The sequence below is a fragment of the Scytonema sp. PCC 10023 genome (assembly GCF_963920835.1).
Lineage (GTDB): Bacteria > Cyanobacteriota > Cyanobacteriia > Cyanobacteriales > Nostocaceae > Kalymmatonema.
The window spans coordinates 131,899-154,760 of the sequence record NZ_CAWUDP010000010.1; the positions used below are offsets into that span (position 1 = coordinate 131,899).

21 protein-coding genes and 3 pseudogenes are annotated in these 22,862 nt (G+C 43.2%); 11 read left to right on the forward strand and 13 right to left on the reverse strand.

All coding sequences use genetic code 11. The features are described from left to right. Positions 1-30 precede the first annotated feature (30 nt). The gene (locus ACM0OZ_RS08860; RefSeq protein WP_414582423.1) at positions 31-954 is read right to left on the reverse strand and encodes an alpha-1,2-fucosyltransferase; all 924 of its coding nucleotides are present in this window, start codon (positions 952-954) and stop codon (positions 31-33) included. A gap of 544 nt (positions 955-1,498) precedes the next feature. Between ACM0OZ_RS08860 and gloB the strand changes: the two genes are divergently transcribed. Next, positions 1,499-2,272: a hydroxyacylglutathione hydrolase gene (gene gloB, locus ACM0OZ_RS08865; RefSeq protein WP_414582424.1), complete on the forward strand. Its 774-nt coding sequence runs from the start codon at positions 1,499-1,501 to the stop codon at positions 2,270-2,272. A 354-nt stretch (positions 2,273-2,626) separates the two neighbouring features. Next, positions 2,627-3,085: a 50S ribosomal protein L9 gene (gene rplI / locus ACM0OZ_RS08870; protein ID WP_414582425.1), complete on the forward strand. Its 459-nt coding sequence runs from the start codon at positions 2,627-2,629 to the stop codon at positions 3,083-3,085. 300 nt (positions 3,086-3,385) lie between these two features. Here rplI and ACM0OZ_RS08875 read toward each other — a convergent pair whose 3' ends face one another. Both ACM0OZ_RS08875 and ACM0OZ_RS08880 read right to left on the reverse strand, forming a co-directional pair. Further along, positions 3,386-4,354 (reverse strand): RsmB/NOP family class I SAM-dependent RNA methyltransferase, encoded by a 969-nt coding sequence (locus ACM0OZ_RS08875; RefSeq protein ID WP_414582426.1) that lies wholly within the window; start codon positions 4,352-4,354, stop codon positions 3,386-3,388. A 552-nt stretch (positions 4,355-4,906) separates the two neighbouring features. Beyond that, on the reverse strand, positions 4,907-5,062 hold the full coding sequence (locus tag ACM0OZ_RS08880; RefSeq protein ID WP_414582427.1) for a hypothetical protein: 156 nt from the start codon (positions 5,060-5,062) through the stop codon (positions 4,907-4,909). A gap of 374 nt (positions 5,063-5,436) precedes the next feature. Here ACM0OZ_RS08880 and ACM0OZ_RS08885 point away from each other — a divergent pair, with 374 nt between their 5' ends. The 6 genes and pseudogenes from ACM0OZ_RS08885 (at position 5,437) to ACM0OZ_RS08910 (ending at position 12,242) form a co-directional block, all read left to right on the forward strand. Then, positions 5,437-6,348: a toll/interleukin-1 receptor domain-containing protein gene (locus ACM0OZ_RS08885; RefSeq protein WP_414582428.1), complete on the forward strand. Its 912-nt coding sequence runs from the start codon at positions 5,437-5,439 to the stop codon at positions 6,346-6,348. A 32-nt stretch (positions 6,349-6,380) separates the two neighbouring features. Beyond that, entirely contained in the window at positions 6,381-7,277 is an 897-nt protein-coding gene (locus ACM0OZ_RS08890; RefSeq protein WP_414582447.1) for an AAA-like domain-containing protein, read from the forward strand. After that, a complete protein-coding gene (locus ACM0OZ_RS08895; RefSeq protein WP_414582429.1) occupies positions 7,270-8,511 on the forward strand; it encodes an AAA-like domain-containing protein in 1,242 nt (413 codons plus the stop codon). The genes ACM0OZ_RS08890 and ACM0OZ_RS08895 overlap by 8 nt, the downstream gene beginning before the upstream one ends. Before the next feature lie 498 nt (positions 8,512-9,009). Beyond that, positions 9,010-9,901 (forward strand): annotated as a pseudogene (locus ACM0OZ_RS08900) (CHAT domain-containing protein); the annotation flags it as partial. Between the two features lie 427 nt (positions 9,902-10,328). After that, a pseudogene (locus tag ACM0OZ_RS08905) lies at positions 10,329-11,442 on the forward strand (RNA-guided endonuclease InsQ/TnpB family protein). Positions 11,443-11,924: 482 nt separating this feature from the next. After that, positions 11,925-12,242: a hypothetical protein gene (locus ACM0OZ_RS08910; protein WP_414582430.1), complete on the forward strand. Its 318-nt coding sequence runs from the start codon at positions 11,925-11,927 to the stop codon at positions 12,240-12,242. Positions 12,243-12,327: 85 nt separating this feature from the next. On the opposite strand, the gene ACM0OZ_RS08915 is transcribed toward ACM0OZ_RS08910, so the two are convergent. The 4 genes and pseudogenes from ACM0OZ_RS08915 to ACM0OZ_RS08930 form a co-directional block, all read right to left on the reverse strand. After that, complete coding sequence (locus ACM0OZ_RS08915; protein ID WP_414582431.1) at positions 12,328-12,579, reverse strand: hypothetical protein; 252 nt, start codon at positions 12,577-12,579, stop codon at positions 12,328-12,330. A gap of 186 nt (positions 12,580-12,765) precedes the next feature. Further along, entirely contained in the window at positions 12,766-14,601 is a 1,836-nt protein-coding gene (sppA, locus tag ACM0OZ_RS08920; protein ID WP_414582432.1) for a signal peptide peptidase SppA, read from the reverse strand. A gap of 192 nt (positions 14,602-14,793) precedes the next feature. Continuing rightward, the gene (gene fni, locus ACM0OZ_RS08925) at positions 14,794-15,837 is read right to left on the reverse strand and encodes a type 2 isopentenyl-diphosphate Delta-isomerase (protein ID WP_414582433.1); all 1,044 of its coding nucleotides are present in this window, start codon (positions 15,835-15,837) and stop codon (positions 14,794-14,796) included. Positions 15,838-16,113: 276 nt separating this feature from the next. After that, positions 16,114-16,733, reverse strand: a pseudogene (locus tag ACM0OZ_RS08930) (IS200/IS605 family accessory protein TnpB-related protein); the annotation flags it as partial. Positions 16,734-17,059: 326 nt separating this feature from the next. On the opposite strand from ACM0OZ_RS08930, the gene ACM0OZ_RS08935 reads away from it, so the two are divergent. Beyond that, on the forward strand, positions 17,060-17,332 hold the full coding sequence (locus ACM0OZ_RS08935; RefSeq protein WP_414582434.1) for a hypothetical protein: 273 nt from the start codon (positions 17,060-17,062) through the stop codon (positions 17,330-17,332). Here the strand turns inward: ACM0OZ_RS08935 and ACM0OZ_RS08940 are convergent. The 4 genes from ACM0OZ_RS08940 to ACM0OZ_RS08955 all read right to left on the reverse strand — a co-directional run bounded on the left by ACM0OZ_RS08940 (position 17,329) and on the right by ACM0OZ_RS08955 (position 20,467). Beyond that, positions 17,329-17,505: a hypothetical protein gene (locus ACM0OZ_RS08940; RefSeq protein WP_414582435.1), complete on the reverse strand. Its 177-nt coding sequence runs from the start codon at positions 17,503-17,505 to the stop codon at positions 17,329-17,331. The genes ACM0OZ_RS08935 and ACM0OZ_RS08940 overlap by 4 nt on opposite strands. Before the next feature lie 270 nt (positions 17,506-17,775). Next, entirely contained in the window at positions 17,776-18,420 is a 645-nt protein-coding gene (locus tag ACM0OZ_RS08945) for a response regulator transcription factor (protein ID WP_414582436.1), read from the reverse strand. Beyond that, a complete protein-coding gene (locus tag ACM0OZ_RS08950; protein ID WP_414582437.1) occupies positions 18,417-19,412 on the reverse strand; it encodes a S1C family serine protease in 996 nt (331 codons plus the stop codon). Before ACM0OZ_RS08950 ends, ACM0OZ_RS08945 begins: the two co-directional genes overlap by 4 nt. A 125-nt stretch (positions 19,413-19,537) precedes the next feature. After that, the gene (locus tag ACM0OZ_RS08955; RefSeq protein WP_414582438.1) at positions 19,538-20,467 is read right to left on the reverse strand and encodes a S1C family serine protease; all 930 of its coding nucleotides are present in this window, start codon (positions 20,465-20,467) and stop codon (positions 19,538-19,540) included. A gap of 286 nt (positions 20,468-20,753) precedes the next feature. On the opposite strand from ACM0OZ_RS08955, the gene ACM0OZ_RS08960 reads away from it, so the two are divergent. Then, positions 20,754-21,353: an HdeD family acid-resistance protein gene (locus tag ACM0OZ_RS08960; RefSeq protein ID WP_414582439.1), complete on the forward strand. Its 600-nt coding sequence runs from the start codon at positions 20,754-20,756 to the stop codon at positions 21,351-21,353. A gap of 188 nt (positions 21,354-21,541) precedes the next feature. Here the strand turns inward: ACM0OZ_RS08960 and ACM0OZ_RS08965 are convergent, their stop codons facing one another. Both ACM0OZ_RS08965 and ACM0OZ_RS08970 read right to left on the reverse strand, forming a co-directional pair. Then, the gene (locus ACM0OZ_RS08965; protein ID WP_414582440.1) at positions 21,542-21,982 is read right to left on the reverse strand and encodes a response regulator; all 441 of its coding nucleotides are present in this window, start codon (positions 21,980-21,982) and stop codon (positions 21,542-21,544) included. Positions 21,983-22,188: 206 nt separating this feature from the next. Further along, a complete protein-coding gene (locus tag ACM0OZ_RS08970) occupies positions 22,189-22,392 on the reverse strand; it encodes a hypothetical protein (RefSeq protein ID WP_414582441.1) in 204 nt (67 codons plus the stop codon). 166 nt (positions 22,393-22,558) lie between these two features. Between ACM0OZ_RS08970 and ACM0OZ_RS08975 the strand changes: the two genes are divergently transcribed. Beyond that, positions 22,559-22,819: a helix-turn-helix domain-containing protein gene (locus ACM0OZ_RS08975; RefSeq protein WP_414582442.1), complete on the forward strand. Its 261-nt coding sequence runs from the start codon at positions 22,559-22,561 to the stop codon at positions 22,817-22,819. The last annotated feature ends 43 nt before the right edge of the window (positions 22,820-22,862 follow it).

Consider the following 22,862-nt stretch of genomic DNA (forward strand, 5'->3'; position numbering starts at 1 on the left):
TTTGAACTTTGAATTTTGACTTTTGAATTATTAATGCGTCCATTCCCAAAAACTTTTGCTCCAGTCATCGTTATAGTGAAACACCCCTTGCCATTGATAATAATGAACAAAATCTTTAAGTTCTAAAGCTTTATTCACATCCCTAATCATGTAAAGTGGTCGTTCTCCATAAAAAGACGCCCACATAGTATAACTACTGGGAGGACCTATAATATAGTCGCATTCTGCTAAGGCATACATATCCTCAATAATATGATTATTTCCATAGACATAAGATAAATGTTGGAAAGAATCCGCCTCTTGCTTCTCATTAGAGCAAATCAAAAAAGTGACTTTTTTATGAGGAAATAGCGATCGCACTGACTCCATAACCTTTAAATACTGGTGAGCTTGATAAAAATACCTGCCATCTTGATGCTGTCGATAATCTCCTTGACGAATATGAACTCCTATGAGGATATCCGTTCCATTCCTAATACTGGATATCAGTTTTGCAATATTTTCTTGATATTTTTTTAGAGGTTGGAAGTATGCACGAATAGCATCACCGTGTTTCCGGAGATTTGCTGTCTCATCGACAAACCATCCATCTCGAAATAGCCAACCTTTGAAGAAGTTGAGTGACTTCGGTTTTAACTGTTCAACTATATTAGACCGACTCCAATTAAATGGTTTATCTCGCTTAATGTCAATGGTATTGAAGCGTCCGCTTTCAGCTAGAGAACGATTGAAATTATAGTAGTATTGGCGTATTTTTTTATTTCCTGGTATTGACAATAGAGGAGCAGGATAGCAACAGAGAAAATCTTTAGCTGTTGACTGAAAAAACTCAGCATATTCTTCAAATGCTGGATTCAATACTGTGAATTTATTTTCTTTAGCGAAAGCTATAAAGTTAGCAAAAAGTAGCAGCCTATTGCCTAATTGTCCAGATTTTGCAGATATGACTAACATATTTCTAACCGGAAACCTATTTAGTTAAGATTTCATGAACTTTTTTTCTACATTCAAGGTATAACATAGTATTTTTGCATTATTATAGAGTATAATTCATTGCATATTGCTTTTTGCTATTTGGTTCCTAATTCTGCAAAATTTTAGTATCTTGAAAAGACAAAATAAACGAAATAACTATAACTTTGTATTTGCTGTTACTCCCAGAGAAATTTTACTCATAAATTGATGGTAGTAGTGCAATTCCTCAGCTATGCTGTAGGGCAGAGCTATTGCCGTAGGGTAGGAATATTGCTTGTACAGTAAGCTTTTTAAGCTTTTTCAAGTGGATAGTTATTTCCACTACGCTGCACTAGTACCAGGGATAAATAGGTTTTCAGTAAAAGTATGGTCATAAATTATGATGGATCATGGGCTGTTCAAGCTCTCGTCAAAGAAAAAATATGATAGATGACACTTGTGCAAGATTGCCTAGGCGAATGGAATTTGCGTCCGAACGAGACTTTACCAGCAAGACGAGTGTTTCAATAAGGAGGCAGAGGAAATGCAGGTCATCCGTTTAGCAGCACTTTCAGATAATTACATCTTTGTGCTGCACGATCCAAACCAAAATATTGCTGCTGTTGTCGATCCAGCCGAAGCAAAACCAGTTTTGCAGAAACTGAACGAATTAAAGGCGTCGTTGGTGGCGATTTTTAACACACACCATCATAATGACCATGTAGGAGGGAACCGCGAACTGATGCAACAATTCCCTGATGTGACAGTTTATGGTGGGGCTGAAGATAAAGGGAGAATACCAGGACAGCAAGTGTTTTTACAACAAGGCGATCGCGTCCAATTTGCACAAAGAACAGCTGAGGTAATCTTCGTTCCTGGACATACTCGCGCTCATATTGCCTATTATTTTCCTCCAGAAAACCCAGGTGAGACAGGTGAGTTATTCTGCGGCGATACTCTGTTTGCTGGTGGTTGTGGTCGCTTGTTTGAAGGGACACCAACGCAAATGGTAGACTCCTTAAGCAAACTCCGCTCATTACCTGATGATACCCGCGTCTGGTGCGCCCACGAATACACTCTGAACAATCTAAAATTCGCCCTCACCGTAGATGCACAAAACGCCGACTTACAAACCCGTTACGATGAGGTGAAGGCGTCCCGGAGTCGGAAAGAAGCGACTGTTCCCTCGCTTTTGGGGGTGGAAAAACGCACAAATCCGTTTTTACGCTGGGAGCAACCAGCATTACAATCAGCTGCTAACAATCGCGACTCGGTGCAAACCTTTGCGTGGATACGAGGAATGAAAGATAAATTTTAGTCATTGTACAGACGCGCTGTTTGAAGCGTCTCTACATATTTGTCTAAAGAATACAATACAAGGACGCTCAGAAAGTAGTATAGGACGACAGAAATAACTATACAGTTAGAAATAGGTTCAAACCTTGGTGATGTAAGTTTTTTCTCCTGAGTTCTGAGTTCTGACTTCTGAGTTCTGACACTAAATTGATTTTTCGTGCAGGGAAGAGTTGCGATCGCGCCCTGCATTTCGCTATGATTTGTAAGTTTCGGGCTATACGCAAAGCTCCTTGGAAGACAGCTACACTCAGGTGAACTATCCGGCTGTTGCCCAAGCAATTAAGATTTTAGAGAAAGCACAGAAAAAAGAACAACGATGGCGAAACGTGTACAGTTAGTTTTAACTCAAGATATCATCAAGCTAGGCAAATCTGGCGACTTAGTAGAAGTTGCTCCTGGCTATGCTCGTAATTATCTCATTCCCAGAAGTTTGGCAACTCGTGCCACTCCTGGTATTCTTAAGCAAGTCGAACGTCGCCGCGAGTTAGAACGCCAGCGGCAATTAGAATTCAAGCAACAGGCTCAAGAGCAAAAAGCAGCTTTGGAAAAAGTTGAAAGCTTCAAAATTGCTAAGCAGGCTGGTGAAGGCGAAGCTATTTTCGGTACTGTCACCAGCCAAGACGTGGCAGATGTGATTCAACAAACCACAGGACTGGAAGTAGATCGGCGTGGTATTACCATACCCGATATTGGTCAGTTAGGTACTTATGAGGCTGAAATTAAGCTGTATGCTGACGTGACAGCAACAGTCAACATTCAAGTTGTAGCTAGCTAAAAATTTTATTTAGCAGAAGCCTCGTGCAAAGTGCTTCTGACAGATAGACCAATACGCTTGGTGATCAGACCAGAACCCTTATCAGGAACATAATGTAGAGACGCGCCATGGCGCGTCTCTACAAATAAGCGAATCCCACTAAAAATCCTTAACTGAACCGTATTGACAGATAGACACAGATAAATCTCACATATCTGTGTTTTTCTGTATTTATCTGTGGTTGATTTTTGTAGTAAGGACTTTAGTCCTTGCTTTAGTGGAGAGGACTAAAGTCCTCACTACGAACTTCCAGATATGATATTACTCCTTGGTGTCCTCGCGGTTTGTGTTCATCCAAATCGTAGATAAAACCTCTACATCTATCTCCTTTCTCTCACCCTCTTGAGTATTTTTAAACAGCACTGTAAACGCACCTGCGCCCAACCTATCCTGAGGAAACATCCGATAACAAGGCACAGAAGTTAAATGCGATTGATAACTTTGTAAATGGCTAATCTCCACCGCTTTAAACTGAGGAAACCTTTCCAAAAACCATTCACAAACTTCCTCATTTTCCTCAGGAGAATAGGTGCAAGTCATATAAGCAAGATACCCTTGCGGTGCCACAATTTGAGCAGAATTGGCTATAATCCTCTTTTGCCGATTTGCACTCTTATTAATAGCTGTTGGATGAAAACATCCTGGTGCTTTCTCCCCTTTAGCAAGTAAAGATTGCCCAGTACAAGGCGCATCTACTATAACTAAATCACTAGATAAAGGTATCCTTTCAGCTAAAATACTAGAATCTTTATTAACCACAGCAGAGGGGTTAATATGACAACGCTTTAAATTAGAAATTAACATTCCTAAGCGTTTGCCAATGACTTCATTACTTATGAGCAATTCAGGCTGCAAGCTTTTCCAAGCAAAGACACTCTTTCCTCCAGGTGCGGCACACATATCAAAAACTAACTTGACAGGACTAGGAATTGTTAACAAAATAGAAGCCGCAAATACAGAAGAAAAATCTAGACAATAAAAATATCCCTGTGCGTGCAGGGGATGTTGACCGGGTTTTTCTCCAAAGGATAAACGGTCTATGAATTCTGGTTGCCAAGCCGTGGGCGTTTCCACAGAAAAGGGAGATTTTTCCGGCTTTTCTTGACACCAAAGAATGCAGGGATGGAAAGGTTGAGGATGAATTAAAGCCTCAACAAATTTCTCTTGTTCATCTAGATTTTTAAATAAACGGCGCGAAACTTTAAGTAATAAATTAGAAGCTTTCTCCATAAAATGTTTTAAAAAGAACGCAGAACACAGAACACAGAACACAGAACTCAGAATATCCGTTCGGCTGACGCTCACGGAAGCCCCACGGATGGAAGGACTGGGGATTTAAGAATGGAAAAATTTTCTTTTTCTCCACGGATCAATCCGGGGGCACGCCTACCAATACTTAGGAACCAGAACTCTTAATTCGTCACGAGAAAACGCATTTAATATTCTGACTTCTGAGTTCTGACTCCTGAGTTCTTTCTTGGTCAATATAGCCCTAATAGTCTTTTAGTTAATAAAGGTGTCCCCAAAGCGATTACGGCTACCGCGCACAAGCTAGCGCGCTTATTGTACCGAATCTGGACGACTCGTGATCACTATCAGGACTTACGCATTTTAACGAAAAACTGTCATTCTGAGTGTAGCGTTCGCGTAGCGTGCGCTTTGCGCTCAGCGCGAAACGAAGAATCTCCTGTTCTGAGTTAACATTTCGACTCCCTCGCACCGAAAAATCAAGAGAAGTACAAGCGAAACCTTCTGCAACTAGTTTTTTTACTGTCCGAACTATCAAGCTGGTTTTTCCCATTTTTGGCAGTTAAAAATATAACAGAACTCCCCTGCTTTTAAGCTGTGGTACAGGTCATAATCAGCTTGTCTAACAACGTAACTTGGTGCACTTTCTCCTAAACTTCCTCCGACTTTATACTCATAATTTTCTGTCATGATTGATTCCCTTTACATAGGAACTACTTGATGCACTACATCATTTAACATACCTAGCTCAAAACATGACCGAATTTGAGTTCAACCATGAGAAATTCGAGTTAGATTCGACTTGAGGCTAACTGTACCTTACCGAAGAAGAACGAAGGTGTCAGTCGTCATCCGTCAGAATGACTCCTGTACGACTGGCGATACGGTGAGGGTTTAAAGCCCCTGCTTTCAAGTATGGAGGAATAGAAATGCGGGGCGCATCGTATCTGAAACCCCCGGTACAGAGCGTGGGGTATTCTGACCAATGTATTCTGAATTCTGACTCCTTCTCATTTTATAAGTATCCGATAAACTATAGTTTTATAGCCTTTCGCAAACAACCTATGCCACGCTCGGTCATTCTGCGGAAAGATAAACAACAAAAAGTTCTACAACGTCTGCTTGGGGAGTTTTTCAGTCAGCAGAATTTTGCCGAGGATTTAGGTATCGCAGCATCGACGGTTAGTAATTTTATTAATCTTAGACCAGTTGACCGTAAGACTTTTATCCAGATTTGTAAGAAATTAAGTCTAAATTGGCGAGATTATGCAGATTTCCCTAACCAACCAAGTTCAAATGACAACTTAAACGACAATGTTACATCAGATGAACCCACTCAATACACAATTTCTTCACCTTCAAAACAGCGCGTCTTTATCAGTTACAAGCGCAATGTTGAACCGGATGAACCTGTCGCGATTCAAGTTTACCAGGAATTGTCACAACAGCACAATGTCTTTATTGACCAAAGAACGTTGATAGGCAAGCGCTGGGCAGAATGCATTGAAACAGAATTAAGAAGTACTGATTTTCTCATCGTTTTCCTGTCTGAGCAGTCTGTTAATAGCGAAATGGTGCAATGGGAAATCTCCCTTGCGGTAGAATTAGCACAATCGCAAGGAGGAAAACCTGTTATTCTCCCAGTGCGTTTAGCGTATCAAGAAGCGTTTCCCCATCCCCTCAGCATCTACTTGAACCATATCAACTGGGCATTTTGGGAAAGTCCGCAGGATACATCGCGTCTCATAGAAGAGTTAAGGCAAGCAATTCATGGTGGTTCGCTAAGCATTGACCAACAAGCTAAGACTAATTTACTCAAGAAAAGTGAACCTGAGCAATTACTTCCACCAACTCCATTTGCACAGCCAGTGGTGTTAGAAATGCCATCCGGGACGATGAAACCTGAATCGGCATTTTATGTAGAACGCAACGCCGACGCGATCGCCCTTGGCGGGCACTCCGTGCCATCGCACTAAGAACCATCGTACAGCTTGGTGTAACGATTCCCATCAAAGGACCCAGGCAAGTTGGGAAAAGTTCATTATTGATGCGGATAATTCAAGCGGCGAGAAATGCGGGTAAGCGAGTTGCTTATCTTGATTTTCAACAGTTGAACAATTCTGTACTCAACGATGAGGAACGATTCTTCCGTCACTTCTGTTGTTGGATAAGCGATGTGCTGGAACTCGAAGACAAAGTGTCCGAGTATTTTCGTCTCAACTTAACGACAATTCAGCGTTGCGATCGCTACTTACAACGCCATATTTTAAAACCATTGGGACATCCATTGGTATTGGCAATGGATGAAGTCGATAGAGTTTTTGACACCAACGGACGCAATGATTTCTTTGGGATGTTGCGTAGCTGGCATAATAGCCGTGCGATTTATCCTAGTTTAGACAAATTAGATTTAGTGCTGGTCACTTCTACAGAACCTTATCAGTTAATTGATGACCTGAACCAATCTCCGTTTAATGTTGGGCAAATCATTGAACTAGAAGATTTTACACCCGAACAGGTTGCCGAACTCAATCGTCGTCATAATTTACCCTTCGACGCCAACTCGCTGAAACAATTGCTTCGCTTGCTTGGTGGACATCCTTACTTGGTGCGGAAGGCGCTGTACTTAGTTGCAAGTGGACAAATCACTTTAACAGAGTTATTTACCAATGCTACTGCCCCGAATGGACCTTTTGGGGATCATCTGCGGCGGCTGCTATCACTCTTATATGATAAGCAAGAATTGATACAAGGTTTGCAGCTTGTCATCAGCCAAAATATCTGTCCGGATATGCAAATTTTCTGGCGGTTGCGGGGTGCTGGATTGGTACGTTCATCTGGACAGTCAGCCCTACCACGTTGTCAGTTGTACGCCGAATATTTCCGGGAGAATCTGCATGGCTGATGCAAGCATTTACACTGTTGGTGGAACAGTGCAGACAAACCGGAGTGGGGTTTACATTCAAAGACGTGCAGATGAGGAACTGTTAGCACTGTGTCGAGAAGGAAAATTTGCTTATGTTCTCACACCGCGCCAGATGGGTAAATCTAGTTTAATGGTGCGGACTGCACGTCAACTGAGAACTGAAAAGATTCAGTCAGTGATGATTGACTTGACGGGGATAGGGACACAAGTCACAAATCCGGAACAGTGGTATCTAGGTTTACTCATTCAGATAGAACAACAATTGATGCTGGATACCGATGTACACCAATGGTGGCTTGCACACGCGCATCTCGGTTTTACACAACGGTTGACAGAATTTTTTCAGCGGGTGTTGTTAGTTGAAATCACTACTCCAGTGGTAATTTTTATTGATGAAATAGATACCACTCTTAGTCTAGATTTTACAGACGATTTTTATGCAGCGATTCGCTATCTCTACGTCTCTCGTGCTTTTTTCTCAGAATTTTCGCGGCTTTCTTTTGTCTTATTTGGTGTCGCAACTCCCGGTGATTTGATACGTGCTCCAAAGCGGACACCGTTTAATATTGGTCAGCGAGTTGACCTGACAGATTTTACCTTCGTGGAAGCAAAACCGCTGGCAGAGGGATTGGGTTTGTCAACTCCTAAAGCACAGCAGGTGTTGCAGTGGGTACTCTCTTGGACAAAAGGACATCCATACTTATCGCAGCGTCTTTTTTATATTATTAGCCAGCAATCCCAGAAAAATTGGTCAAAAGCTGATATTGACCGCATAGTGAGTAGCACCTTTTTCGGTGCAATGAGTGAGCAGGATAATAACTTGCAGTTTGTGCGTGATATGCTGACCAAACGCGCACCAGACAAAGCTGCTGTTTTAACTATTTATCGCGAAATTCGGCGAGGAAAACGCGCTGTTGCTGATGAAGAACAGTCAATCATCAAATCTCACCTGAAATTATCGGGTGTCGTTAAAAGGAAGAATGGGATGTTGAAAGTACGAAATCCCATTTATCAACGAGTGTTTAATTTAAAGTGGGTTAATCAGCATTTACCGTTGAAATTACGGGATTTCTGGGAGCGTTATAAGCCTGTACTTCCTTATATTGTAGGATTATTGATATTTTCAATTTCAATGACAGGGATGGCGCTATATGCTAACACACAACGCCTGAGTACTGAAAAAGCTCTCCAAGGTGAAGAAAAGCAACGTTAAGAAGCAGACAAGCAGCGTCAACAAGCTGAGGCTGCTTTGAAAGAAGCAGAAAAGCAGCGTCAGCAAGCTCAAGCAGCTTTGCGAGAAGCAGAAAAGCAACGTCAACAGGCAAAGCTGCAAGCTCAAAATGCTCAAAAACAACAGCGTAGAGCAGAACAAGAAACCCAAGAGGCACAAAACCAAAAAAAGAATGCTCAACAGCAGCGTGAAAGAGCTGAAAAAGGAGAAAGCCAAGCTAAACTGGCACAACAGATTGCTGAACAACGTAAAAGGCAAGCAGAAACTGCTCGAAAAGCTGAAACTTTCCAACGGCAGATAGCCGAGCAGCAGCGAAACAATGCTAGACAAAGTGAACGCAAAGCAATTACCGCCCAAGCAGAAGCAGAAAAACGGCGAGTCAATGCAGAGGTTTTAGTTCAAAGTCTGACCACAGAAAATCTTTTTACCTCAGGTGTAGAACTAGAAGCTTTATTATCCGGCTTGAAAGCAGGGAAAAATGTGAAAAAATATGGTGATGCTGTCAATGCCGATAACCGCACAAAAACAATTGCTACTCTGCAACAGGTTGTTTACGGATTGAAAGAACACAACCGATTGGAGGGGCATAGCAATTCGGTCGAAAGTGTCGTGTTCAGCCCGGATGCTTCGACGATTGCCACTCGTAGTTCTGACAACACAGTGAAACTGTGGAATCTAAACGGGCAGGAACTCCAGACTTGGAAGGGGCATAGCCGTCCTGTCACAAGTGTCGTGTTCAGCCCGGATGCTTCGACGATCGCCACTGGTAGTGAGGACACGAGCGTCAAACTGTGGAATCTAAACGGGCAGGTTCTCCAGACTTGGAAGGGGCATAGCAGTCCGGTCACAAGTGTCGTGTTCGTTAATAAAGACCGTTCTTGGTTGCAAGGTTTAACAGATACTCAAACTACGTTTCTTGTCGAACCTACACGAAAAGAACTTGACGAGCAACTGTGGAATCAGAATTGGGATATTCTGTTTTTTGCAGGACATACCGCTAGTATTGCAGATGGGGAGATAGGGGAAATTTACATTAATCAAAACGAGAGTCTAACAATCTCCCAATTAAAGAATGCACTTAAGACAGCAATTACACGCGGTTTAAAACTGGCAATTTTCAACTCCTGTGATGGCATTGGTTTAGCGCGAAATTTAGCTGATTTGAATATTCCCCAAATGATTGTGATGCGGGAAGGGGTGCCTGATTTAGTCGCACAGGAGTTTTTGAAAAACTTTTTCGTCGCTTTTGCGGGTGGAAAACCATTTTATCTGGCTGTGCGAGAAGCGCGGGAAAGACTTCAGGGGTTGGAGAATGGCTTTCCTTGTGCTAGTTGGTTACCAGTGATTTGCCAGAATCCTACTTTTGAGACGCTGACTTGGCAAGAAATGAAGAATTTCCCCAGTAGAGTACCGACTCGACGATCGCGACTTCTCCGAACAGTAATTCTAGGTGTATTAATAACTGCATTGGTAATAATTCTGCAACTGCTAATTCCATCAATATTACTACGTTATGAAAAATTACTATTTCAGGCTGGTGATATTATTTCATTAGAATGTCTAGGAAACATTCCTGGTTCAACATTATTACCGAAAATTTGGGTTTAAAGCCCCGTCCGCGCATGAGCGGCTTTCTCTTTGTCTTTAGGCTTAGTTATGAGTTCTCGCGCGCACATCAGTTTTTGTTCTACCAACGGATAAGCAGTAGTCTTCAAGAATTTGAAGTTCGTATTCTTCTACTCTAAAATAAGCATCGTTTTTTCATATTATTGTACAGCTTTATTGTGTACAATAATATCATGAAAACACTGAATTTTAAGTTGTACTCACACAAGCGCAATAGATACCTCAAGCAGTCAATTAACGCTTCTGGGGTAATTTATAACCATTGCATTGCCCTTCACAAACGGTACTACCGAATGTGGGGTAAACACTCTTTGTTGTACGAAACTTCAATCTCATATTGCCAAGTTGCGGAAACATAACCCATTTTGGCAGTTGGTAGGTTCTCAAGCAGTCCAGGATATCTGTCAACGCCCACTCGAAAGCATACCAATTGTTTTTTAAGCACAATAAGAAGGGGGTTCGTCCACCAGGGTTCAAAAAAGTTAAGAAGTATAAATCATTCACCTTAAAGCAAGCAGGGTACAAGTTTTTAGGTGGTAATAGGGTCAAGATTGGGCAGAAGGTTTATCAATTTTGGAAATCTAGGGAGATAGAAGGAAAAGTCAAAACACTAACCATCAAGCGCACACCATTAGGTGAATTGTTTATGGTTGTTATAGTTGACGACACACCTGAACCAGAAATCAAATTCACGACTAGTAGAATAGCGGGCTTTGACTTTGGCTTGCGGGTATTTCTCACTTGCTCGGATGGCTCCAGCATTGAATCTCCTCAATTCCTCAAGCAGTCTCTCAACAGTATCAAGAAAGCGAGTAGACAGCACTCAAAAAAGTTAAAAGGTGTCTCCTTCGGAGACGCTACGCGAACATCCAATCGGGAGCGAGCCAGAAAGAATCTGGTACGCAAGCATGAGGATGTTTCCCTACGTAGACGTGATAGGTGAGTGGAAGTTAGCCCACGACCTAACCAATAAGTTTGATGTGCTGTGCTTTGAAACACTCAATCTCAAAGGAATGCAGCGTCTTTGGGGACGCAAGATATCAGACTTGGCTTTGGGAGAGTTTTTGCAAATTCTGGAGTGGATTGCCAAGAAAAAAGGGAAGCAAGTCGTATTTATAGATCAATGGTATCCGTCTAGTAAGACTTGTTCTAGTTGTGGATACGTTCTAGAAAGTCTCGATTTGTCCGTTAGGGAGTGGCGTTGTCCCTCCTGTCAGTCAGTGAACGGGAGGGACGAGAACGCAGCGCGCGAATATTTGTGCAGTTGGGGCATCAACTGTTAGGTGAGACTCGGTAAGACGGGCAACGCCTGCAATTGTTGTTTGAGCCTAGAATCCCCATACCGTGATAGTTGGGGAGTATGTCAAATATTAGTACAGAAATGTAGAACGCCGAATTATAATCTCCGAGATACTGAGTGCCAAGGGCACACGCTGCGCGTTTACGAAGTGTGCGCTTTGCGCTTACGCTACACTCAGTTTCGCTCAGTATGACATTCTCGACTTTGCGTAAGTCCTGACTATGCTGAGCCTGGTATAGACTACGATCAGCATAAATATTACGGCAGTTGCTATAGCAATCTTAAATCATAAGCCCTAGCTTGCCTGCTGCTTTGAACGTGAGAAACAAGATCCCCGACAACTTTTACGAAGTCGGGGATCTGCGGAGGATTGCTATGGTGCTTTCGTAAGTTACAGTAGGTGATGAAATAAGTTTTCTCATTGCACTGAGATATGAAAACCGTCATTGTGATATTTGCAACTTTGCTTATGACCTGCACATCAGCTTTTGTAGCCGAAAAATCCTATGCAGAAGTAAGTACTGTAGCTCCTCGCATCACTATTAGTGAAAGGTGTCAGCAGTTACAGTTAAACTGTACTCAGTCTAAGCTGTTAGACGTCGGGCGCAAGTTAGAGCAGTTGTACGTAAGCCGATATAACGAGAAACCACCTCAACAGCGCGGCGTCAACGTCTACACCACCGCTAACATCGACCTGATTGACCAAGTATTCATTAATCAGCTAGTAAAAGAAAACGAGAAGCTACGCAAAGACTTGGAATTAAAAGATGCCAATATTCAGCGCTAGGGTAAACGCATCTAATTTGCTTCAAGTAATGAGTTTGTAGTTGCGCTTGGGCGCAGCTACAAGTTAATAAGTATAATCAGCGCTTTTAATCTTCATGCCGATGTTGCCATGCTGCACCAAAAGCCGCCCCAGCCCCAACTATCAAACCGGTACTCATTCCCTCTATAGTTCTACTCGTTTGGTCTTGGGTCAGACATTCACTAGTAACTGTACTGGCTTGCAAACACGAATTGCTCTCTGCCCAACTTGTGGTGCCTCCTACAATCACACCAGCTAAACTACAGGAAACAACGAGAAGCAAAAGGCGTCTAGTTTTTACGTCTTTAGGCAGTTGCATAAATTGTTGTGCATGGTAAGTAGTCCACAACTACTTTACACATCCACGCGGCTCTTGTCAGCTGGGTGTTCATTCTTTATCGAGAGTAGAGAGATGAGGGAGATGAGGGAGATGAGGGAGATGAGGGGGATGAGGGAGAAAATTCCTCCTTTTCCTTTTGTTCCCTTGCCCTCCAATCTCTACATATCACTCAATCCGTAAGTTAAAGGGTAAGCGAACATACATACCCTGTGGATCGTTCATCTTTTGCAATATTGCTAATTCCTGTTGCAGTTTTTGGAATTCAGCCATTAACGGATCTGGTGCTTTGAGTTGCGCTTTATCCACTCCTAAAGCAGTTCGCGCTTCTTCACTAACTCGTCCAAACAGGCGTTCTTTAAGAGTGCCTCCTCTGGGATGTTCCTGCAATTCCCAATTTTCTCCCAGATTCGCCGCACTAGAAGCGTATTTAATAGCAGCATCCAAACCGCCAATTTCATCCACCAAACCTATTTGCTTCGCCGCTGCACCAGACCAAACTCGTCCTTGAGCAATTTCAGCCACTTTTTGCTGTGGGAGTTTACGACCTTGTGCTACTTTATTCAAAAATAGACTGTAGATGCGGTTAACATTGCGCTGGTATAGTGCCAATTCTTCCGGTGATTTGGGACGAGCAACTGTTTGATTATCAGCATAACGGGCTGTTTTCACTGAATCCCAGGTGATACCGTTGTTATTGGCTAGCTTTTGGGCATTCATGAGTAGTCCAAATACACCTATGGAACCTGTAATTGTGTTTGGTTCAGCAAAAATGCGTTTGGAGTCTGTTGCAATCCAGTAGCCACCAGAGGCGGCGACATTACCCATCGACACGACAACTGGTTTTTCCTGATTCGTCAGCCGGACTTCCCGTTGCATTTGTTCAGAACCCGTGACGCTACCACCTGGGCTGTTGATCCGCAAGACGACAGCCTTAACATCTTTATCCTGTCGCAGTCGCCGGAAAATTTTGGCAAAGCGATCGCCTCCTACATCTCCACCATCTCCTAGACCCTCGACAATCTCACCTTCTGCATAAACTACTGCAATTTTATTTTTGGAGTCGCGTTCTACACCAAACGACTTGCCAGGAACTGCTGCATACTCCCTGAGGCTGATTTGACGAAATGTTTTATCTTCGTTGTCGCTGTTGGTTAACTCCTTGAGTTCAGCAACCACCTGATCGAAATACCCGACCTTATCCACCAAGCGATTGGTTTTGGCTTGATCTGCCAACAACAAAGCCTGTTTATCGGCGATCGCCTGCAATTGTTGCGGGTTCATTTTGCGGCTTGCTCCTACCGTAGCACGCCACTCACCCCAAACATCATTCAACAATTGCTGAGTTTGTGCACGGTTTTCTGGACTCAGCTTTGTAAGTAAATACGGTTCAACTGCTCCTTTAAACTTGCCAACTCGTACGACCTGAACCCCAATACCGTACTTCTCTAATGCTCCTGCAAAAAATAACGGTTGCGTGCTAAAACCGTTAATTTCTATTGCTCCTAACGGATTAACAACAATATTATCAGCTACCGAACTTAAATAATATTCTCTTTCCCCCCAATCCATGCCATATGCCACAATCTTTTTCCCAGCAGCGCGGCACTTCTCCAACGCCTGACGAACTTCCTTAAGAGTGGCAAAGCCAGTGTTTATACCTTCTGTCGCGCGGCTAGCATCTAAATATATTCCCACAATTCGTTTGTCACGTTGTGCTTTTTCTAACGTGTTCAAAACACTGCGGAGTGACATGCTTTTGTTCTCTTCACCTGATAATGCGTTCTCAAGAAATTCGCTAGAATTTGGCTCCCCATCAGTGATGTTTGTTGACAAGTCAAAAACCAGCACTGACTTATCTTTGACAACAGGACCCGTATCTTTGGATGAAGCTGCTGCAAATATTAGCAACAATAGTCCAGTCGTTCCCAGACCGCAGAAAATGAACAGCCCCAGTAGGCTTCCGAGTAAGCTGGCAAAAGTTTGTTTGAGAAAATTACGCATAGTTGTTAGTCATTAGTCATTTGTTATTGTAGAGACGCGCCATGGCGCGTCTCTACATCTTTGTCATTAGTGCTTAGACTTAGGAATTGAGAACTAATGACTTCACCCTGTATCTTTTTAATATTTCCACTCTATTAGATTCAATTGTTCACATCTATCACCCAACAACCTAAAAACTAAGGGTTCTTATTATTATTTTATTTTTTGTAAACTTTTGGAACACTTCAGTTGTTCTAGTGTAGCGTTACCAGTGCAAAATAGCACAGTCGTGATTTCGGCAATTAACACCTCAGCTAAGTCCGAAACAGCCGCTTCTGAAACAGCAGCAGCTTGCAGAAAAGGCATTGCCAACCCAGCAATGTCTGCTCCCAGTGCCAGGGCTTTTGCTATGTCCAATCCATGACGTAATCCGCCCGAGGCTATCAAAGGTACATCAGGAGCGATCGCACGAATACTAGTAATACACTCCGCCGTTGGCAAACCCCAGTCTGCAAATGTGCTTCCCAAACGGCGTTGCAAAGAATTTTCTGCCCGTTCGCTTTCCACCTTTGCCCAAGATGTGCCACCAGCACCAGCCACGTCAATTGCCTTGACTCCAGCAGCGATGAGTTTCTCTGCCATTGCCCAAGAAATGCCATTGCCCACTTCTTTAGCAATTACGGGTACTGGTAATTTTAAACATAAAATATTTATTTTGTCAAGTAATCCTTTAAAATTTTTATCACCTTTAGGTTGAATACACTCTTGTAGCGGGTTAAGGTGCAAAATCAAGGCATCAGCCTCTAAAATATCAATAATTCGCAAACACTGATCCAAACCATAACTGTAATTCAGTTGGACTGCACCCAAATTGGCAAACAACAGAACATCAGGGGCGTACTTGCGAACAGCAAAGGTATCAGCAACTTGAGGTTTTTCCACCGCCACACGTTGAGAACCAACACCCATCGCTATTTTATAGTGCTGGGCAACTTCCGCTAAACGATGGTTAATGATTCCCGCTTGTTCGGTTCCTCCTGTCATAGAAGAAATCAGCAGTGGTGCAAGAAGCTGTTTCCCCAAGAAGGTAGTACTGATGTCAATCTCATCTAGGCTGAGTTCGGGTAAGCAACAATGGGTGAAACGATAGCGTTCTAGTCCATTTGTGGTTTGCTGGAATTGTACATCTTCTTCTAAACAGATGCGGATATGGTCGGCTTTGCGCGACTGGGTTGCTGCTGGAGTTGTAGGATTCACGATGAGGTATCACTGAAAGCAGTTGCGATTACCATTTTCTCAGGTATTCTCTCCAGTGGGTGACGTTCATCTAATACAGTTCGGTTACGGTTTGTCACAAGGTGACCCCTTAACAAAGCCTATTCTCCAAATTATCTTTGGTGGTATATTTTCTTTCAATTGACCAGCGGCTTGGGTGGAAACAATCTAAAGGTCGCTAGATTATCTTTAACGCTGCCATGTTTTGACATCTCCCCCTTTTAGAAAAAGGGGGATTCTAGACTGTTGCAGCACTGGCTATAAGACCCACTGAGTCCCAAGGGGACACGCTTCGCGAACGCTGCGTCTACGATATGATTTGTTTAAGCGATCAAACAAGTCATATCGTTGTGGCATTGTCAAAACTGCCCTAACTACCTCGACTAGGTTGATACCTAGCTGTGTTTTGCACCTTATAGTGCGATATTGGCTGCACCATTGCAATCCGCGTTGATTAACAAGCCCGTGGCTGTTTTATACAAACCACGCTCTACTCTCCTTCCTAATGGCTTCCAACATGTGGGTTTTTCACCAAATTTGTGGAGACTATCGCCATCTAAGAATGAGGCTTTGCTTGTGTACACTTCCTCGGTAATCGTGACCACGATTCCATATTCACTAGCCAGTTGCTTTAACCGTGCAATCAGCTGTCCCGTAGGAATGGGGACAAAGTTTTGGTTGTTAACCTTACCCATATCAGAACCAACTTTGTGACCATCATTCCAGCCGATTATGATGTTGCCAATCTTGTCGTTTAAGCATCGATTAACAATGAACCGCGCTGCTTTGTTAATGGCGTCGCGCATTTGATTGTTGCGTTTACGTTGCACTCGGTCGAGATTGGAATCCCAGTAGAAATCAGGCTTCCCCTGTTTATAGTCTTATAAGCCTTCAAAAATACGGTTAATCTCCCGACTTATTGTATTTAATTGTTAACTTTAGGTTAAAAAACGAACCTGTGGTGAAATAATCGGAAAAGCTTATACACAAACGGTTAATTTAGAATACAGGTTAATCAAAACAAGATGTAGAGAAGAAATTATTTGTCGCTCTCATTTTTCATACTTTTACCTACTAAGTAGGTAAAAGTATTTCTTTAGGGGGATGCAACGTAATGATTACTGTTTTAGCTTGTTATAAATTTTACCTAAGTTAAATTCAAATTAAATACAATTAAAGTAAATTCTAAATAGGAGGTAGATTCATGGAAAACTCTAATCAAAGAGACAAGGAAAAACTTCTCTACCCTCAGGCTCGCTACTACGGTCAAATCAAACCAGAAAATCTAGTGTTTAACGCCAATCTCCAAGAATTTTCTCAGAAGGTGAGCTATATCACTTGTTTAGAAACATCAGGGAAATTAGCACCACAAGAAGCTTATGACAAGATTAAGGCACTTTGGAAACAGCTCAAACGCAGCAAAAAAGAATTGGGAATTGGCAACGGATCATCAGACATAACAAAAGACATAACCTAAAGTATCTCAAAATCATCGTTGACTAGCTCAAATTCTTTTGGGCTCAAAGACACCACAATGTCTTCTGAATCTACCTGAATCAGCCAGCGTCCACTAGGGTGAGCGCCTGATAGTACTTCTTTGGCACAGATTTTCCCAACTCGTCCAGCTACATATGCTGGACGTAGAATCACCACTTTCTCTCCAACTTTAGGCTCAATGGCGCTCCTCCCACAACTTTCAAAAACGAACTCTTCTCCATGAAAACCGAAGTATACTTAACCTTATGTTAATAATAGATATTATGAAAATCCCCCTTAAGACTTACTCAATAGGGGATTAACATATGTCTTTAGAAAAATCTGTTGATTTTTTATGCAAAGATGCCACTGCCAGAATTTTCAGGCGTTGCGCTTCACAGTTGGGCAAGTATTTTCTTGGCTTAAGTTGGGATTAAAGTAGTCTTACAACATAATCAAACCCAGCCTTACACCAACAGCAACAGCCTCTGTACGTGTCGAGACACCCAACTTTTGAAAAATAGATGAGACATGAAACTTAACAGTATGATCTGAGATGTTTAAACGTTTGGCGATCGCCTTATTACCCAATCCAGAACCAAGCATATCTAAAACCTCTATTTCTCGTGGTGTCAGTGCTTGCACAGGATTTGCGGTTTCTTTTTGCCGCACACTCGACTCTTTTAAAGGAAGCAGAGACTCGATAGTATCAGAATGCAGCACCACTAACCCAAGAGCGATCGCCTCAACAGCAGCGACAATTTCTGACTCTGTGCTAGTACTTGGCAATATGCCGCGTACACCAGCACGCAGTGCTGCTTTCCCGTCTATACTATCGACATCAGCAAGAACAATCATTGCAACTGGGTCTTGCTGCTGTTGTGAGGAAAGCAATTCCCAGACTAATTCCTGAAAGTTGCCAGTCATATCCAGCAGCACAACATCGGGTTGTAATTGCTCAAATTCCCTTGTAAGTGCATCCAAATCTGATGCACTGCCCACAACTGTGAGTTTGGAACTGCTTGCCACTACAGCTGACAATCCAGCCCGCACCACTGGGGAAGCAGCAATTACAAACACCCGAATCATACCACCTCCGCCACCTGGCAAACTAACTGTCGTCCGCCGCGTAGGATTTGTAACGGTAGCGGTTTGGTGCTGTCGGTACGCTCAAGATACTTGCTTAAATCATCAAGCCTAGTAAAATCTTGTCCTGAGACTCCCATAAGGACATCACCAACAAGCACACCAGCAGCTTCAGCAGCACTTCCAGAATTGACAGACAACACCAATAAACCTAAGGTGCGTTTGTTTTGTAGAGATGCACGATGGCTGTTTTGTACAGACGCCCCACCGCTGTTTTGTACAGACGCGCCATGGCGAGCCAGCGCTGCAGGAGGGTCTCCCTCCGCAGGCGACTGGCGTCGCGTCTCTACATATACAGGTTGCACAGTGACACCAAGCTTTTGACGATTTCCACGCAAAAAACCTTCTACAGCAAGGCTTGGTATCGCCACACCCAAACCGTTTACAATCATGGTGTTAATCCCGATGACTCGTCCAAGACAGTCAGCAAGTGGACCGCCAGAATTGCCAGGAAACAGCCGAATATCAGCCATAACCATACGTTGATGATTCGCGTGGATAATTCCGCTTGTCACAGCACCGCTATCACCAAAAGGATTTCCGACAGCCAAGACGAATTCTCCCACTCGCAAAGCATCCGAATTGCCGATAGTTGCAGTCGGTAAGTCAGTCGCATCAATTTTAAGAGCAGCTAAATCTTTTGTGGGGTCTATATTGGTACGTACAGCCTCAAATACCCGTCCATCCCACAGTTCCACAGTTGCTTTATTGTTGGTAGCAACATGAGCATTCGTGATAATTAAACTACCCCCCTCAGTCCCCGGCAATAAAAGTTTATCCTTATCTGTCCTCTGCTGGCGGGGGAGTTGGAGGGGGTGAAGGGAAGATTGCCAAAGAACGCCGGAACCACCTCCATAAGAGCTACTTTGGACTTTCACAGTCACTTTGCGTAGATTTTCAGCCAGTGTAGCCAATTCATCAGTTATGCGTGTCATTGTTGCAATACTCATATTCCGCTGAAGTGCATTAAGCTGGTATTTTTTACTTTGGAGAAGTAAAGGTTAAAAATCATCACCTCATCTTCCCCATCTCCCTCATCTCCCTCATCTCTTTCTACTCTTCAAAGCATCGGTCTTTCGCCAATTACTATTGCTAACTCAACTAACGCACCAGCTCGGAGCAGCTGCACTTTGACAGTTTTGCCAACGCGATCGCCACTGTTCAAAAGCGCCAACACATCACCTGTATCATTTACAGGAGTTGCATCAAAAGTTACCAATACATCACCAATCAGCACACCAGCATTGTCAGCAGGTCCATTTGGCTCTACATTAACGACAATCACTCCAGCAGCAGAAGTTAAATTGAGTGACGTTTTCAGGTTCTTTGGTAAGCGTACGGGTTGCATCCCTAAACCAAGGTAGCCGCGTGCAATGCGTCCTTTTGCGAACAGCTGATCAACCACTCGATTGACTGTAGAGGCTGGTATAGTTAGAGCTGTCCCACGTCGCCCCGATGTGTTCATACCTACCACAGAACCCGCAGCATCGATGAGTGGTCCACCTGCAAAGCCAGGATAAAGCCTGATGTCTGGACGAATGAACTGGTCTATATTACCACCACTCATACTCCGCCACGCACCGCTGACAACACTTACTGCACCCATAGCTGCTCGGATGTCACCTTCGCTACTTCTTCCCAAGCCCAGTACCAAATGACCAACTTTTAGTGTTTTGGCATCGCCTATGTTCGCCACCGGGATGTCTGCATTTTCTATTTTGAAGACAGCGACATCGGTGCTAGAGTCATGCCCTATAACTGTGACAGGTACAGTACTACCATTTGATAGAGTGACTGTGATTTCGTCATAGCGCTGGAGTGACTCGTCAGAAGTAACGATGATACCATTGCGCCAGTGAATACCACTAGGAGAAATACGCGTACCAGCATTCACGGCAACAACAGCACCCCCAACTTGCTCTACAGTGTCAGCTAAATTGTTGGACAAAGCCACTAGGGCGTTAGACGTATCCAATCCAGGTGAAGACATTCCATTCCTCCGCTTCTTGATAGATCAAACAGGAGTCGTTTTCCTGTATGTTGCGATCGTGCCGTTTCGTCCCTATAAATGACATCAGAAGAATGGGGAGAATTCATCCTGGAAATATGGCTAGGTAGGAGAGTGGAGGGATAACATACTTCCTCTTGCCTTTTAATACATCTGTTTTTAGAGGGGTAGAGGCTCGTACAGCTTATATCTTAGGGTTCTATAAAGTTCTTGAGAAATTTTCTAGCCTAAATCATAGAGTTCAATAAACTACAAGGAAAAGATTTTTATGACAACCAACGTTTCTGGTGATATCAACAAGAGTGATATCAACAAGGGTGATATCAACAAGGCTACGAATAACTCGCTGTTGATTGGCATTCTCCTGACTGTCTTAGGGATTGCAGCATTTGCTGTGCCTACAGTTACAACAATTTTCGCTGAAACTTGGATTGCTTTAATTCTGATTTCTTCTGCAGCAGCCAAGCTGAGTTATGCGTTTCAAACCCGCCATGAAGGAGGCTTTGTTTGGAAACTCCTACTCAGTATCCTCTACTTTGCAACAGGCGTGATGCTGTTTGTTTATCCCTTAACAGGAGTTCTCACACTGACTCTATTGTTAGGTAGCTTTCTGCTTACAGAAGGTGTATTTGAGCTTGTTCTCGCATTCCGGTTACGTCCGCAACAGAACTGGACTTGGGCACTCGGTAACGGCGTTATTACCCTGCTCTTAGGCGCAATGATTTGGTTCCAGTGGCCCTTCAATGCACCCTGGGTGATTGGGACATTGGTAGGTGTCAGCATTCTCTCCACCGGTGTTTCACGCGTAATGCTGTCATTGAATAGTCGTTATGCCCTGAATCATTCTGATTCTGCAGCACAAGCATAAAGCAACTATAGTGCAATACGCTTGGTAGACCAGAACCCTTATGAGGACGATAATGTAGAGACGCGCCACCTCTCGTCTCTACACATCGCCCAATCTCACCAAAATCCTTAACTGAACGGTATTGGCTTTTGGGTGTCGTTGTGAAATCGACGGTAGAAATTTAGCTTTACGGGTTGAAAGGTGAAAGCTCACTGTGTTTGACCATCATTATCATATAAGCCAAGTCCATATAAGATTTCAGCCAAACTATTAGCTTGTATTGGTTTAAGCAAATAAAAATCGATACCCAAGTCATACGCGCGCGGTAACTCACGGTTACCGTAAGCCGTCAAAGCTATAATTGCTAACTCCTCTAAATACGATTGTTTTCGTATCCATTTGAGCAAATCCAAACCTGACATTCCAGGAAGTTTTAAGTCCAGCAGAACCAAAACGGGTAAGGGGTATTTTCCCCGATCCTGATAGGGTTCCTTACCTTCCAAATAACGAACCGCATCTTCTGCGGTTTCGACGACTTGTAGATCAAATTTTTGACTAAGTTGACTAAACGCCCTTTGAATCAGAAATTGGTCGGACGATTCGTCGTCAACGACTAAAATTGTTTTCTGTTGCAAAGCTCTCCTTGTCATCTGTTGTACACTCTTTGACTTAATTCTGTATTAAATATTACAAAAAAAGTCCTGTCATGGATTGAAATAAATAGGAGTTTGCTCCAAGAGTATAGGCTCGATTAATGTTCAGCTGCTCTCAAGAAGTTAACACCACTATCGGTAGATGTTTTCCATGAGATTTTTGTCTTATCCAAGCAAAAACTTCAAACCCCCATTGTGGAAGTTTAAGGTCTAGTAGCATTGCTGTCTGGTATAGGATAGCGATCGCACTCTAACTGCTTAATCACACCGATACGTTTAATTGCAAAAACGCGCCCAACAGTATCCAAAGGGGCGATCGCTGTTGGAGTTAAACTGATGGGGACTTGTTGCTTGAGTTTCTCAAACTGCTGTCCTAAGCCAGACTTGTCTTGTCGGTCATTCGCCATTGCGCCTACCTCCATACAGCATCCCTTCTACCAGATTATTCGCCGCAGTGCCCAAGCGCTTCTAGCTATGGGGGTGTAGCGGCAGGGGAATTTATTCTCCGTCCTAAAAACCATTTTGACGATTATTAGAATTAGACGTATAATATAGTCAGGAGGCAACGCCAAGGTGAGCCTCAGCCGAACGGTGATAAAAGTGTTTAATCTGACTTACGAATTCAAGCTGAAGCCGACGCAAAATCAAATAGGAATGTTTGAGGAATGGTTAGAAACCCATAGACGGGTTTACAACCACGCGTTAGCTGAACGCAAGGACTGGTACAAGTCTCGTAGTTGTCAGATTAATGCTTGTAGCCTTCGTAATTGCTATATCATTCCTGCTGACGCACCCCGTCCAACGTTTGCTAGTCAATGCAAGTCTGCTATATAAAAGCTAGACAAGTCTAGACATTTACTTCTTTCTTCACGGGGAG

Excerpts from the sequence above, each read along its gene's own strand:
- rplI (WP_414582425.1), top strand. The coding sequence starts at position 2,627 with ATGGCGAAACGTGTACAGTTAGTTTTAACTCAAGATATCATCAAGCTA.
- ACM0OZ_RS08880 (WP_414582427.1), bottom strand. The coding sequence starts at position 5,062 with ATGACAGAAAATTATGAGTATAAAGTCGGAGGAAGTTTAGGAGAAAGT.
- ACM0OZ_RS08965 (WP_414582440.1), bottom strand. The coding sequence starts at position 21,982 with ATGACAAGGAGAGCTTTGCAACAGAAAACAATTTTAGTCGTTGACGAC.
- ACM0OZ_RS08955 (WP_414582438.1), bottom strand. The coding sequence starts at position 20,467 with ATGTCTTCACCTGGATTGGATACGTCTAACGCCCTAGTGGCTTTGTCC.
- ACM0OZ_RS08895 (WP_414582429.1), top strand. The coding sequence starts at position 7,270 with ATGGCTGATGCAAGCATTTACACTGTTGGTGGAACAGTGCAGACAAAC.
- ACM0OZ_RS08945 (WP_414582436.1), bottom strand. The coding sequence starts at position 18,420 with ATGATTCGGGTGTTTGTAATTGCTGCTTCCCCAGTGGTGCGGGCTGGA.
- ACM0OZ_RS08915 (WP_414582431.1), bottom strand. The coding sequence starts at position 12,579 with ATGCAACTGCCTAAAGACGTAAAAACTAGACGCCTTTTGCTTCTCGTT.
- ACM0OZ_RS08885 (WP_414582428.1), top strand. The coding sequence starts at position 5,437 with ATGCCACGCTCGGTCATTCTGCGGAAAGATAAACAACAAAAAGTTCTA.
- ACM0OZ_RS08950 (WP_414582437.1), bottom strand. The coding sequence starts at position 19,412 with ATGACACGCATAACTGATGAATTGGCTACACTGGCTGAAAATCTACGC.
- ACM0OZ_RS08970 (WP_414582441.1), bottom strand. The coding sequence starts at position 22,392 with ATGGCGAATGACCGACAAGACAAGTCTGGCTTAGGACAGCAGTTTGAG.
- ACM0OZ_RS08935 (WP_414582434.1), top strand. The coding sequence starts at position 17,060 with ATGGAAAACTCTAATCAAAGAGACAAGGAAAAACTTCTCTACCCTCAG.
- ACM0OZ_RS08875 (WP_414582426.1), bottom strand. The coding sequence starts at position 4,354 with ATGGAGAAAGCTTCTAATTTATTACTTAAAGTTTCGCGCCGTTTATTT.
- sppA (WP_414582432.1), bottom strand. The coding sequence starts at position 14,601 with ATGCGTAATTTTCTCAAACAAACTTTTGCCAGCTTACTCGGAAGCCTA.
- ACM0OZ_RS08960 (WP_414582439.1), top strand. The coding sequence starts at position 20,754 with ATGACAACCAACGTTTCTGGTGATATCAACAAGAGTGATATCAACAAG.
- ACM0OZ_RS08860 (WP_414582423.1), bottom strand. The coding sequence starts at position 954 with ATGTTAGTCATATCTGCAAAATCTGGACAATTAGGCAATAGGCTGCTA.
- gloB (WP_414582424.1), top strand. The coding sequence starts at position 1,499 with ATGCAGGTCATCCGTTTAGCAGCACTTTCAGATAATTACATCTTTGTG.
- ACM0OZ_RS08910 (WP_414582430.1), top strand. The coding sequence starts at position 11,925 with ATGACCTGCACATCAGCTTTTGTAGCCGAAAAATCCTATGCAGAAGTA.